Below are 14,677 nucleotides of genomic sequence, written 5' to 3'. Positions count from 1 at the left end.
TGATTATAAACAAATTATAAACTGAGGGAGGTTTGGGAAAGTGCCTAATCCAAGCGAGGAAAAGACTGAAGATAAAATTATCAAAAGCTTCAAAAAGCTTGTAAACGAATATTCCTTTGATAAGATCACTGTCACGATGATCGCTGAAGACGTCGGAATATCAAGACCGATATTCTACAGACATTTTAAAGACAAATATGAGCTGATGGATTACATGCTCTACAATGAGGTGACCAAGGAACTGGAGGTACTGCTTGAGCACAACATGATCCTTGAGGCCATAAAATATCTCTTCACACACATTATTAATGAAGCGAAGCTTTACAGAAAGCTTTTTGAGACAACCGGGCAGAACAGCTTTGAGCAGGTCATGATCGAACAGTTCACCAGTTTCTTCAAAGAACACCTGAAGATATTTGACACGGATCAGATTCCTGACAATCCTATGCTGTCTCCTCTTATTATATGTAAGTATCTGGTAATGGGTCTCACCGTTGCCATCAAGGGATACCTGAACAGCCCGGAGATCACGAGTATCAACGTGGATCAGGCTGTGGAGGCTTATTACTTCCTGGTGTCACACTCCATATTCGAACTTACCAAGGAGAATTTCCGGCCGAAGCTGTTCCAGGCGGTGGATCGAAATTACATTACGCTGCCTCCAAAGAATTGATTGGCGGATGCCCATGGGTGCTGAGACGGACGCCCATAGGTGCTGACGAGGGATTGTGCCACTCCGGGAAAGCGCAAAAAGCCTGCACGGCGGTGGTGAAAATCACACTTGACTTCTTCCTGCCTTGGCATTTTCTATCTGCATGCGTCTCCGGCCTCGATAAGGACGTTGAGGTCTGCGACTTAGCAAGAAAATGCCAAGGCAGGAAGGTCTGCGCTACCGATTTTCAACACCACCGTGCAGGCTTTTTATTATGCTTTCCCGGAGGTAATCTACTTTTTCGTTAACACCTATGGGCTGGTTTTTTATAACATTAAATTACACTATATGTCATTTAATATTTTCATAATTATACAATTCCTCCTTATTCCTTCTTTTCCGTTTACTTCTATGTTTTCGCTACATGATGCATTCTGATTTTACTTCCGGCAGTTATTGGAAGCATGTGGAATTACAAAACTTGAAAATACAGGTTGCCAGTTACATATACATACGTCCTTATACCTCTTATCATTTAGCCTCTGACTGTAATCTGGCTTGATATATCTCGTTATTTCGGATGATCTCGTCAGCGGTGCACGGCATGTAGTTGTTGATCATGCAGCCTACATTGTAAGCACGTCCCAGGCCGGTCATGAATCTGTACACTTCAGGACTGCTCTTGTGGATATGTCCATAGAAATGGTATGCCCCGCTTTTCTTCTTATTCCACTCAGCTATCGGAAAGTGACACATAACTATCAGCTTACCTCTGTCGCTCACATAGTCCATCTTCTGTATATCATCGAAGTAGGACTGCAGCTTCTCACTTCCCATTATTACCTGATCGTGATTGCCAAGGATGAGGCGCTTGTGTCCTTTAAGTCTTGCAAGGATCGGCTCCGGATCTTTCAATTTAAAGCAGAAATCCCCGAGAATATACACTGTATCATTCTTTCCTACCCTGCTGTTCCAGTTATGTATCATTCCATCAGCCATATCATCCACATCTGTAAATGGTCTCTCATCAAATTTTATAGCATTTGCATGTCCAAAATGAAGATCTGACGTATAAAATATCATACAATATCACCTCTCATTCCTACTCAGCGTACCATGTAAATATATGCAGCTGCCTGGATAATTTTCTATGTCTGGCTGCTGCCATGATATAACATAACCCGTCAAACATTCACCGTGTTATCTCTTATGATCACCTATATCAGGCTATCGCCTTCCGCCTGCTTCATGTCATTATAAAACCATCTTCTAAGCGTGCATATATCCCTCGGAACATTTGCGGGATCCTCTGTATCGTGAAGCTTTCTCACCCACGCATAGTACTCATTTGCAAGAGGGGTGGTGAGTGCCGATGTCTTCTTGATATATCCGTTTCTGATAGCCTCATGGGATATTGTCCTCATAAACTTCCAGAAATTGTAGTATGCAAGCTTGAGTTTTGTCATATATCCGTCGCTGTCCTCGATGACAAACCCCTCTATGACTCTGCCGTTATACTCGTAATCATCCTCAAGGATATCATAATACCAGTCATAGAACTCCTGCCAGGTTGCAAGCTCGCAAGCCTTCTTCTTTGGTGTCAGGCCGAACCGGTGGGCTGTATCACACATCGCATCGTAATCATACTTTGCATAGTTTATCTGGTTGTAAACTATATCAAGCAGATACAGATTGCTCTCCGGGTACTCTATGATGTGAGGATCATGCTTCATATCAACACACTCAAATACAAATGTCACATTATTGTCCTTCGCAAACCGCTTCATATTCTCTATATTCTCCGGTGTCACCTTCTCATATATCATATCCTTCAGCCAGCCGGCGAATGGTCCCTCTATGGTGGATTTGCTCGCTATCAACAGATCGTCGTTGTACTCATCGTAGCTCACGAGTCCCAGGAAACCGTTCTCCTTGACATAGGCAGTCACCGGAAACTGCAGCTTATTCTGCAGCATATCAAACTTTGTCTCAGGGCGCTCATTGATATTAAAGAACTTGTCATACGCCCTCGCTGCGACTCTTCCCTTGAATGTGTCAATGTACAAGCCCCTTGCTCTTGTGGTCTGCTCATCCCACACCCTGTCATTGAATGCCTTGCTCGTGAAGTTGAATGACGAAATATTGCCAAATGTCTTCTCCTGTATGTACCTGTTCCCCCGCAAGGAGATGATCACATCTGCAACAGAGCTTGTGGTAACGGTCTGTTCCTCCTGTATCTCAGGTGCCTTGAACACATCATTGTGGATCTCCACCTCATGGATTCCATCAGCATCCACCCGAACGCATCTGAGTTCCCCGCCATACTCGACTCTGCCCTCAAGGTTGAACACTCTGTCATTCACCCGCACCGGGAGCAGCTTGGTGTTCCTGTGTCCATGGATCTGATAGTAATTCGCCGGCATCTTCCCGTAAAATGTCTCTGCGATCTTCTCGAAATCATTGTAAGCTCCGACTCCATGTATCATCTGATCAGTTGCCACAAATGTGAGATTGTCGGGAATCACACTGAGTCCCGCATGGGTCACCAGATATACATTATCACCGTAGCTATAGTAAGCACACTGTCCAAACCTTCTGTAAAGCTTCCGCACCTCCTTCTTGTCGATTCCGGAAGCATCGAGGATTGGTCTTGTCACAAGCTCAAACTCCTTCGACCTGCCGGTGCAGTCATTTGCCCACAGCCACAGCCATCTCTCGTGATTGCCCTCAAGCATGAGAACATTCTTCCTGTCCATGATAGATATCAGGAAATTTACAACCTCCGCATTCTCCACGCCTCTGTCGATATAATCACCTGTAAATATATAGAACTCATCATCCTTTATACCGCCATTGTCATCCAGATACTTCATCAGCGCTGTATAGCATCCGTGAACGTCCCCGATGTGATGGATCCTCTTATACTGGGAGAAATCCCTCTTCTTCATCCAGATGCTGTCAAGCTCGTCCGGCTTTATGACCGTGATTCCCGAAGGGATCTTTTGTGTGGCAAAGCGGGAGTACATCTTGTCAATAACGTCATCTGATACCCTCTTGAACTCCTCCCTCCCGGCATTTCTTCTCTTCACCTCTTCTATAGGTATATCTGTAAAATCTACACAATACATTCTGTATCTGTACGTCTCACACATATTCTTATATCTGTTCATCTCCGAAGTCTTGGAATTCGTGGCATCTATCACCGTAAATTCGCCCTTCTGCATGCGGATCTCAAGAAGGCTGAACAATGTCTTCCACACCGTACCATCATTGTTCTGACTGATTCCTCTCGTACCATCCACCTGCAGCACCGGACTCTGACAAAGCAGTCTGATGTCGTCCGCTGAAAGTGTGTATGGTTTTAATCCATTCTGCTCGATCCATGTAGATTTGCCACAACCGGCAGATCCCCTAAGCAAAAGCAATACTCTCATATTCTATCTGCCTCCTTCTTTACAATACTATTTTGTCCAATATACCCTATCTCCCTATATTTTTCACCCAACCTGTAGTTTAATCTATCTGTTTTCTAAATTGTGTTTCTTGGATGGTGTTTCTTGGATCGTTACAAAGTCATGGACAAACATAGAATTCGGCTCGCCGCAGATTTAGACGATAACACGGGCAAGCAATTCCATTTTCAATCCATTTTCTGTGCAAGCATTACTCTTGCAAATAAAAAAGCTCCCCGGCAAATGATTCTTTCAATAACATCATTCGTCCAAAGGAACTTTTTTATATTTTTATGTCATATATCTTTGTCTTGTATATCTTTGTCTTGTATATCTTTGTCTTGTATATCTTTGTCTTCCGGCCATCAGGCACGAACAAGCACCATCGCACTCATCTTCGGAGCTTTGATCGTGAGTACGTTGTGCTCCACCATGAAATCCTGTGGCTCCAGTGTATAGCCCTCTTCATTTGTCAGCATGACTCTTCTGAGGATCGAATGGTTGTACACTCCGATCTGACGGATATGAAGCTTCAGATCCACATCCTCATAGTTGGTGTTCATGATGACTACCACCTGCTTGTTGTCAGTAAATCTTCCATAGCAGAGTATCTTGTGTCCGCCGTGGAGATATAATACAGAGCCCGACTTAAGTGCCTCGTAGGACTTGTGTATTCTTATCATATCCTTGTGGAACTGTATAAGCTCCTTGTCCTCGTGGTCCCACGGGTAAGTTCTTCTGTTGTCTGGATCTGTCCATCCGCACACACCGGCCTCATCGCCATAGTATATGGTAGGAGCGCCCGGCCATGTCATCTGGAATACGACAGCCTGTCTGAATATACCCTTGTCCACGCCCTGATCGGCGGCATCCGCTCCCATGGTGTGAAGTCGTCCGACCTTTCTGTTGGTTCTCGTGAGGAATCTGGAATGGTCGTGGTTGGACAGCTCATTCATGGACACGTCTATCGATGGTCTCAGGAATCTGGACATATGGTAGTTCATCGCACCCTTGAACGCATCGTAATTACCCAGAAGGTCTCCGCGGAACTCATCGCTGTGCTTCTCAACACCGCAGAGAAACCATGTGATAGGCTCCATGAACGCATCGTAGTTCATGACTGTATCCCACTGGTCGCCCTTCAGCCAGCTCTTCGGATCACCATAGTGCTCCGCCAGAATGATGGCATTGGGGTTGGCCTCCTTTACATTTCTCCTGAACTCACGCCAGAACTGGTGATTGTACTCAGGGGAATGTCCCAAATCCGCAGCCACATCAAGTCGCCATCCATCTGCATTATACGGAGGTGACACCCATTTCCTTGCTATCTTCATGATGTACTCAACCAGCTTCGGCGAGTCCTCATAGTTGAGCTTTGGAAGAGTGTCATGTCCCCACCAGCCATCATATGTTGTATTGTACGGCCATGCATTGTCATTGTAAAACTTGAAGAAAGTGTTGTAAGGGCTGTCCTTCGATACAAATGCGCCCTTCTCGTACCCCTCCTGGTTCTCATATATACACTCTCTGTCCATCCATTTGTTGAATGAACCACAGTGGTTGAACACGCCATCCAGGATGACCTTCATGCCACGCTTGTGTATCTCCTCAACCAGCTCGGCAAAGAGCTGATTGCTAGCCTCAAGATTCTTTTTATTTGTAACTCTGTTGATATATCTCGATGACTGCTTGTTCTCAAGGCATCCACCCGGAAGGCAGTCACCCTCATCATCAACGATCCTTCCAAAATGAGGATCGACATAATCGTAATCCTGTATATCATACTTATGGTTGGATGGTGATACGAATATAGGGTTCAGATATATTACATCCACTCCCAGATCCTGCAGATAATCAAGCTTATCCTTGACACCCTGGAGATCTCCGCCATAGAAACGTCCCACATCCATGGTGCTCGGCCTCTGATTCCAGTCCTTTACCTGAACTGAACCGGTACCTATATATGCGTACTCGTTATCCAGCACATCATTGGAAGTATCCCCGTTGCAGAACCTGTCCACAAATATCTGATAAAATACCGCACCCTTTGCCCACTCCGGCACCTTGAATCCCGGACATATCTCAAAGTCGTACTCTCTGTCGTTCTGCTTCGTAGGTCCCAGCTTGTCATAAAAGCATGTGACCCTTCCCGAATGTATCTCAAAATGATATCTTATGAATGGCAGACCTCCAGGTATCGTTGCGGTATAAAAGTCAAATATTCTGTTGGAGCTTTCCTTTGTCATCTGTATCTTTTCTTCATTATATATAAGGAACACTTCATCCACATTATCGGCTGTAGTCCTGAATCTGACATTCACATCCTGATCCACATCCGGCTCCTGTGGGCTGACATAATATTTGCTTCCGTCCGCAAACAGTCCGCCTTTATTTAGTATGGGCTTTACATTATATACATAATCATGTATCTTCTGCCCATTGGTCTTCTTTTCCACCATACAATAAAATCTCCCTTGCACATACTCTTTTTTATATTAATACTTTTCGGGAGATTAGGCAACAAGATAAAACATATATTAGCTGCAAATATACAGCAGGAATCGCCTCATATCAGACCATCCTGCCCAATTTCTGTTTTCACCAAAAGTAAAAGAGACAGTCACCGAACGACTGTCTCTTTTGGAGAAGGTATTTTGTTACTTTTATGGGGTGTAGCCAAAACTATATAATGTATTGGGGGTTACAAGTATTATTATATACAAATCCCGTCAAAAGTCTGCCCAAACATTTTTTTATTTGGCAAATGTCATTGTGCAATATCACAATACATTTCCTGAATATTACCTGATTTTTACTTTTTATTGTTCACATTAGACAAAACACCGGGCATTTTCTAAAAACCGCGTCTCTTCAGATCACTCACAAGCTCCACATAGAATTCCCTCACATCAAATGTATCTATATTTTCCCTGTTCAGGTCTATCACGTCTCCGTGGGAGATTCCACGCCTGCCCTGAGGCTTCAGATATATGAAGTTTGAGCCCCATTTGAAAGATTCATATCCGACAAGTCCATCGTTCTCACCATCAAACTGCTTTACGAATGCGTTGGTGGTGTTGAGCGGGAAGCGTCCGCCGGAAGGCTTCTTCATACATGAACCCGTGCTCTGTATGTATACCCCCTGCGGATCAGGGAGCTCTCTGTTCAGGTTTTCACACGCTGATGCCGTGAGATCCGTCACCGCAGCTATGAAGTCCGGGTTTGTGTCACCCAGCTTCTTGAGTGCAGAATTGTAGGCATTTGCCACGGTCTGCTGCTGTTTCTCCGGTATCTTGCCCAGAAGATAATCCGCAAATTCGCATCCCCTGTGCGGAGTGTTAATCGTTGTGAGTGATGCTACATAAGGGGCCATGCCGAGCTTCGATATGGCATATCTGCTGTCAAGGCCTCCCTTGGAATGGGCTATGATATTCACCTTCCCGCATCCTGTTTCCTTCAATATCTGCTGTATCCTGTCAGCTATCTCCCGTCCGGAGTCAGCCACAGATGCGGCGGACTGATGGTTTCCGTAGAATATGGTCGCACCATTCGCCTCAAGTGCCGCAGGGATCCTTCCCCAGTAATTCAGATACCTGAAATCCCTGAAGAACACTCCGTGTACCATGAGTATTGGATATCTGGTGGCGCAGACCCGGTCAGCCTGTCTTGCCTTATCCTTTATAATCTTCTCGTTCTCCAGAACCGTCTCACCTGATGCCAGACTTATCAGCTTGCCAAGGACTATCAGATGTACCACCGGAATCCAACCGCACAGTATACCGATCACTCTCCATTTGATACCGAGCTGCCTGGATGACACATATATCCTTATTATTCCAACCCAGAATGTGACCGCCAGTACAGCCACCGCCGTGAGTATGTACAGAACCCAGTTCTTCCATGTCCACGCACCAACATCTATCACATGCACCAACATTAGTATCAGCACAGCCACAGACATGACCGTTGCCGCCAGGAAAGAATACAGATTCTCGCATCCCCTCTGACACCTTCTGATACCCTTAGACTGTATATTCTTCAGACCGAGAAGCGGCATCGCGGTCAGCAGTACATATACTGCTATGAACACCACAACTATAAGCGGCATGAGTGGTATATTCCACTCCGGACACCTTGCCAGCAGATATACATTTGCCAGCAGGAACGGTATCACCGCATTTATCCCTCTCTTTATTATCTTCATCCCTTGTTCTCCCTTCCGTCATATATCCAACATAAGCCAAATGCCCGCAAGAAAACTGCGGGCATCTGTATTGTCTTTATATATTACTGTTTGTCTGTCTGAGTCTCAGCTTTCTGCTCTGCAACAGCATTATCTGCTGCATTTACATTCTCTGCTGTACTCTGCTCTGCACCGTTGCTCTGAACATCTGCATCTGCATCCTTAGCATCGTCTCTATCGAACAGTGCTTCAAACTCAGCTCCTGTTATTCTCTCCTTCTCAAGAAGAAGCTTTGCAGACTTGTGAAGAACATCCACATTCTGCTCCAGAATCTCATAAGCCTCCCTGTAACACTCGTCAACGATCTGCTTAACCTCCTCATCTATGGCGGCGGCTATCTTTTCGCTGTATGGCTTGGTATGTCCAAGATTTTTCCCGAGGAATACCTCCTCCTGATCATCGCTCTCATAGTTGATAAATCCAAGATTTTCGGACATTCCATACTTCGTAACCATGGATCTTGCATAACCGCTGGCCATCTTGATATCCTGTGAAGCACCCGTGGTAAAATTGCCAAATATGATCTTCTCTGCAATTCTTCCGCCCATGCTAACTTTTATCTCGTTGAGCAAATGCGCTTTAGTAATATATTCCTGATCACCCTGTGGAAGCGGCATGGTATATCCTCCGGCTCCGGTACCTGTAGGTATGATAGACACAATATGCACCGGGCCAACATATGGAAGGAGATGGAACAGTATCGCATGTCCCGACTCGTGATATGCCGTGATTTTACGATCCTCCTCGGAGACCACATGGCTCCTCTTCTCACCACCGACTCCAACCTTGATATATGATTTGTCGACATCTTCCTTATTGATATATTCCCTGCCGGCCTTCGCAGCAGAGATCGCAGCCTCATTCATCAGGTTCTCAAGATCAGCTCCCGAAAATCCGGCTGTTGTTCTGGAGATCTCGTTGAGATCAACATCTTCTGCCAGAGGCTTGTTCGCAACATGAAGCTTGAGGATTTCCTCTCTGCCCTTGATATCAGGAGGATTGACAGATATCTTTCTGTCAAAACGTCCCGGACGGAGGATCGCTTTATCCAGTATGTCCACACGGTTGGTAGCTGCAAGAACTATGATTCCCTCATTCGCTCCGAATCCATCCATCTCTACAAGGAGCTGGTTCAGAGTCTGCTCACGCTCGTCATGTCCACCGCCAAGTCCTGTACCTCTCTGTCTGGCAACGGCATCGATCTCATCTATAAATACGATACATGGTGCGTTCTTCTTTGCCTGTGCAAAAAGATCTCTCACTCTCGCTGCACCGACACCGACGAACATCTCCACGAAGTCTGATCCTGAAATACTGAAGAACGGAACCCCCGCCTCTCCTGCTATGGCCTTTGCCATGAGTGTCTTACCTGTTCCAGGAGGGCCGACAAGAAGAACTCCCTTCGGTATACGTGCACCGACCTTGATGAATCTGCCCGGGTTCTTGAGGAAGCACACTATCTCTTCGAGATCCTCTTTCTCCTCACTGAGACCGGCAACATCGTCAAATGTTATTTTCTTCTTATTATTTTTCTTATCTTCCTTCTCTTTCTCATCAGGCTCTGTCATTTTCGCCCTGCTCTTGCCAAAGTTCATCATCTGGCCTCCACCGCCCTGTGATGATCTCACGAACAGCAGCATGACAAAGAACATGACGATCATGACAAGGGCATACGGAATTATCACACTCCATATGCTCGTCTTCTCCACATCGTTCAGGCTGCATCTGGCAACGACCTTCTTATCGTCATCCGAGCTTACGGTCGCATTATACTTGTCCACACTTGCCTGATAGTCGTTATAAATCTTCACGACATCATTGACATCTGTGGAATAAAATGCAAGAGTCTTTCCGTTGGTGAACTGCACCTGAACTACCGCCGTAGGAATCTCTGCATTTGGCTGTATCGACAATGCCAATATCTTGCCATCATCCAAATCCTCTGTCAGATCTGTGTAACTGTAAGTGGTGGTCACTTCAATCTTGTCGCTCTGCATCCATCTGTTTATGAGGATGAAAGCAACTATCAGGATCAACAGATAGATTATCATTCCATTCCTGAATTTTCTCTTATCCATATTTTCCATGTATATGCTCCTTAATCAATATATTACTGCTCTATAACACCTATATATGGAAGGTTTCTGTACTTCTGGGCACAGTCAAGGCCGTATCCCACAACAAATCTGTCAGGGATCTCAAAACCTGTCATATACAGCTCAACCGGGATAACTCTTCTGTCCGGCTTGTCAAGCAGGGTCACAACCTCAAGGCTTGCAGGCTTTCTCTCGCCGAGAAGCTTCACAAGGTATGAAAGGGTTCTTCCCGAATCAAGAATGTCCTCCACAATGATTACATCCTTTCCCTCTATAGACTCATCAAGGTCCTTGTTCAGCTTGACAATACCTGATGACTTTGTTCCATCGCCATAGCTGCTCACAGACATGAAGTCCATGGTGACCGGACTCTTCATTCTCTTCGCAAGCTCACACATGAAGAACACGCTTCCCTTAAGGATTCCGATCAAATGTATCGTCTTTCCCTCATATGCCTTATCTATGGCTGCTGCCATCTCGCTTATTCTGTTTTCCACCTCACTGCTGCTGAGCATAACACCAATCTGTTCTTTCAACTCTGTTTCCTCCTGTTAAAATTCAACTCAATTATCTTTTGTGTATCTTCTGTCACTTTATAATTCTCGCCAATCCTAAGTCCCACGGCCCACACGACCTCCTGCCCGGATGTCACAAGTGGAATATGACGCCGCTTGTCCACCGGTATCTTACAGTCAGTATACAGACGGTTGAGCTTCTTTCTCGAGCCCGCAGAATTAACGACTATATAATCCCCGTTTTCAAATGTCCGCAACTGCAGACACTGTTTTATTTTACCATAATCAAGAAACTTCGTACACTCTTTTTTTGCAAGATCAAGGGCTTCAGGTCTGTCGTAGATCCTGACCGTAAGCCTTCCCTCACACAGCTCATACTCACCATCACAGGTGATGTCTATGTCCACGCAGCCCGGCAGCCCGCCGTCCTGACAGCTCTGGTCACCGGCGCGGTTCTCACCGCCGGCAAATACCAGTCTGCCGTACTCCAGCCACACCCTCGCACCGGCAGGAAGATTGATCCCCGCCCCGGTGTCAGCCGAGTACAGCTTCGTAACCTCCGACACATGGCTCATGCCGATATCCTTCAGGCCTCCGCACACCATTCCGATGAGCTTTCTTATGACAAGCTCCTGCACGAGCCTGTCCTGCTCCTTGAGAGCCGCCATGTCCAGCTCATATCTCCGGTCAGTGCTGTCTCCGGTCCAGCCACAGCCTTCACTTCTGACATCAATTCCCTGTCCCGTCAGGAAATCATCAACCAGTCCGGCAGCAAGCCGCTCGTAATCAGCCGCCATCATGGCCATCTGGCAAATGTGCTCCATGGCCTGTCCATTTATCTCATTCATAAGGGGAAGTATCCTGTGTCTTATCTTGTTCCTGGTGTAATCATCCTCATTGTTGGTGGCATCCGTACAGTATCTGATCCCCTGCCGGTCAAGATATTCCTCTATGTGGCTCCTGTCGCTCCCCAGAAGCGGTCTCACTATGTGATCCCTCACCGGGGCTATACCCTTTATGCCGCCCATTCCGGTTCCCCTCGCCATGTTGAACAGAACCGTCTCAACCACATCGTTGCGGTTGTGGGCGACTGCGATCACACAGCCCTCATCCGCATATCTGGCACGCATCCTGTCAAATGCATCATATCTTGCATGGCGTCCGGCCTCCTCCACGGTCTGTCCGGCCTGCTCCGCAAGCTTCCTGACATCGATCCTGTAGGAGTCGCATGTGACACCATATTTACCACACAAAGTCTCAACGTAGCTCTGGTCACCATCCGCAGCCTCACCGCGTATCATGTGATTTATGTGTACAACGTGTATATCTATTCCCAGCTCCGCCCTGTGCCTTGCCAGCACCGTGAGCAGGCTCACCGAATCCGCGCCGCCGGACACACCGCACACGCAGTGACTTATACCATCAAACATGTGGTATTTTCTTATATACTCAAGAACATCTTTTTCAAATACATCCATACATTTATCCTTCTGTAAATATCATAATTTCATATTATAGCATAGAGTTACTCAAGCTGCGCTACTTTTCTCAGATCCTGATATCACCGCCGCCATGACCGTCACGTCATCCCGAAGCGACACATCCCCCTGTCCTATCATGGCGCCCAGTATATCATCGACCATCCGTCTGCTGTCACCCACTCTTATTCCCTTAAGCACATCCTGCATGTGATCGGACACATCCATATCCGAGAGCCCATCGCTCACCATGACCACGGCATCCCCCGCCGCAAGTTTCACATCCGCCATGTCGCACTCGGCATCGTCCAGCACGCCCACGGGAAGAGTAGTGCTCGTTATCTGGCGGACCTCATTTCCATCATCGCCCGGGCGTATCACATAGGTCACCGACGCCCCCTGCTTGAAGCTCCTCATGGTGCCGTCGTACATGTCTATGACCACCATATCAAATGTCGTGAATATTCTGCCCTTATTTCTCCTGGACATACATCGATTGGCAAATGCAATGCTGTACTCTGGGGCAAATCCCGCCTCCAGCAGCTCCTCCATGGTGTCCAGCATCATGCAGCTCTCGCAGGAGGCCAGGCTTCCGCTTCCCATGCCGTCAGACAGCATCATCACCAGCCTGCCATCCTCATACTCCTTCACCGAGAAATTATCCCCCGACACCGGAGAGCCATATTTCTTTATCCTTCTGACATGGTAACGCCCCTTGTAACGCGCCGCCTCCTCGTACACGGCAGATCTGTACTCATCGAAGAAAAGGCTCGGCGAATCCATGCCCGCCCTTATATTCTTCCTGAAATACCCACTCAGTACATCAGCCACCTGTCTTGACAGCACCATGCCCTGACCTGACGTTCTTCCCGCCACATAGTATCGGCTCCTGTTGCCACTGTCCATGGATGCCGTGACCCTGACCTCGTCCATCCCCAGCGATCTTATCTGCCCCAGCAGCTTTTCATCGGATATCTCCCTCGCCTCACCTATCAGATCTATCTGTCTCCTGAAGCCATCCACGAGCTCGCCGATCTGTCCCAGGCTTATCGCCGGCTCATCGCTCCCGGCAAATGTATAATCGAGCCGTCTGAACACATTTGCCATATCTTCTATCTTGCAGGCCGTGAGTCTGTTAATCTCCGCAGCAGCCGCCTGAAGACACGCCGGATCTGTCTCCTCGTCCATGGCGCCCAGCAGAGCACCAGGTATACACGCAAACAATACGACCGGAACGGCGATATTTATATAGTAAAATGCAATCTCCCGCCCAGAGCCGTTCCACAGCACTGTTCCATCCGCCACGGAGGCAAGAACGCACCCCAGAACATAGAACAGACTTGCAGACACCTTTCTTCTCCCGGTGAGTGCCCGGCCTATGAGCATGACCAGCGTCACAAGGAGCATCCACATGAGCCACCTGCTGTCATTCAGCTTGACCGACACAATGCTTCCCGCCACCGCCGCCATTCCGCATCCGTACACCGCTCCAGTTCTATACACCGCGTACAATATCAGAACCAGAGCTAGCATAAATGCCGGATTCACACCGTAGATATCCTCACCCGGAACAACCCACAGAACGACCGCCGCCAGCGCCATGAGGCTCACTATGCCCTGACTTATATTCCAGCTCTCATCCCTCTCCACATCCGAGGCATCCCCGCAGATATATGTATATAGAAGTCCAATCCCCGGTTTCAGTATCACACTTGCACACATGAATATCGCAGCCTCCACCACTCCATAAGCTGCAGCCATAAGCATGTTATCCGCATATACCACTATGTTTCCCATAAGCACGGCAGCCGACATGACGACGATCACCCTGACATACGATCCGGAATTTCTGGAGTACACGATCTTCATAAGACACATCGCAAGTCCCAGCAGCACCAGATATTTCTCCGTCACCATCACACCGGAATACACAGGCCCCGGTATCATATACTCATATGCGTGCAACAGCCCTGCTATACCCATAGATCCGGCTGCGACTCCCGCCGCACACCCGATGCAGGTTATCATGTATCTCCCACACACCGCACAGGCCGCCACATACACAGCCAGAACCACCGGGGCTATCCCCCATACCATGCATAAGCCGCTGACCATACACAGAATAGCCACCGCCATCACTCCGACGAACCCATTTACCTTTTCTCTCATCAACATTTTCCCGCCTTCCTGTTCATAGTGACAAGAAGTATATCCGTCAAATGCGCAAAAAAATAGCGAATG

The 14,677-nt window shown here is 47.2% G+C and carries 9 protein-coding genes; 1 reads left to right on the top strand and 8 read right to left on the bottom strand.

Annotated features, from left to right (window positions below):
* Nucleotides 1-40 precede the first annotated feature (40 nt).
* Nucleotides 41-673, top strand: coding sequence for a TetR/AcrR family transcriptional regulator (locus tag DWW70_RS08000; protein WP_118649611.1), 633 nt, complete (start codon nt 41-43; stop codon nt 671-673).
* A gap of 510 nt (nt 674-1,183) precedes the next feature.
* Here the strand turns inward: DWW70_RS08000 and DWW70_RS07995 are convergent.
* The 8 genes from DWW70_RS07995 to DWW70_RS07960 form a co-directional block, all read right to left on the bottom strand.
* Nucleotides 1,184-1,735, bottom strand: a complete 552-nt coding sequence (locus DWW70_RS07995; RefSeq protein WP_118649610.1) for a phosphoesterase — start codon at nt 1,733-1,735, stop codon at nt 1,184-1,186.
* A 134-nt stretch (nt 1,736-1,869) separates the two neighbouring features.
* The gene (locus DWW70_RS07990) at nt 1,870-4,086 is read right to left on the bottom strand and encodes an RNA ligase (RefSeq protein WP_118649609.1); all 2,217 of its coding nucleotides are present in this window, start codon (nt 4,084-4,086) and stop codon (nt 1,870-1,872) included.
* A gap of 383 nt (nt 4,087-4,469) precedes the next feature.
* Nucleotides 4,470-6,563, bottom strand: coding sequence for a glycoside hydrolase family 13 protein (locus DWW70_RS07985; RefSeq protein WP_118649608.1), 2,094 nt, complete (start codon nt 6,561-6,563; stop codon nt 4,470-4,472).
* A 395-nt stretch (nt 6,564-6,958) separates the two neighbouring features.
* A complete protein-coding gene (locus DWW70_RS07980) occupies nt 6,959-8,308 on the bottom strand; it encodes an esterase/lipase family protein (protein ID WP_117874420.1) in 1,350 nt (449 codons plus the stop codon).
* An 83-nt stretch (nt 8,309-8,391) separates the two neighbouring features.
* A complete protein-coding gene (gene ftsH / locus DWW70_RS07975) occupies nt 8,392-10,434 on the bottom strand; it encodes an ATP-dependent zinc metalloprotease FtsH (RefSeq protein WP_118649607.1) in 2,043 nt (680 codons plus the stop codon).
* Nucleotides 10,435-10,457: 23 nt separating this feature from the next.
* Complete coding sequence (gene hpt, locus DWW70_RS07970; protein WP_022216999.1) at nt 10,458-10,979, bottom strand: hypoxanthine phosphoribosyltransferase; 522 nt, start codon at nt 10,977-10,979, stop codon at nt 10,458-10,460.
* Nucleotides 10,976-12,436: a tRNA lysidine(34) synthetase TilS gene (tilS, locus tag DWW70_RS07965; RefSeq protein ID WP_117874418.1), complete on the bottom strand. Its 1,461-nt coding sequence runs from the start codon at nt 12,434-12,436 to the stop codon at nt 10,976-10,978. Before tilS ends, hpt begins: the two co-directional genes overlap by 4 nt.
* A 51-nt stretch (nt 12,437-12,487) precedes the next feature.
* Nucleotides 12,488-14,611 (bottom strand): SpoIIE family protein phosphatase, encoded by a 2,124-nt coding sequence (locus DWW70_RS07960; RefSeq protein WP_117874417.1) that lies wholly within the window; start codon nt 14,609-14,611, stop codon nt 12,488-12,490.
* Nucleotides 14,612-14,677 lie beyond the last annotated feature (66 nt).

This window comes from Coprococcus sp. AF16-5 (genome assembly GCF_003479365.1).
Classification (GTDB): Bacteria; Bacillota; Clostridia; order Lachnospirales; family Lachnospiraceae; genus Coprococcus; species Coprococcus aceti.
The sequence above is the reverse complement of the archived record's forward strand: the minus strand, read 5'-3'. Positions and strand labels throughout refer to the sequence as shown.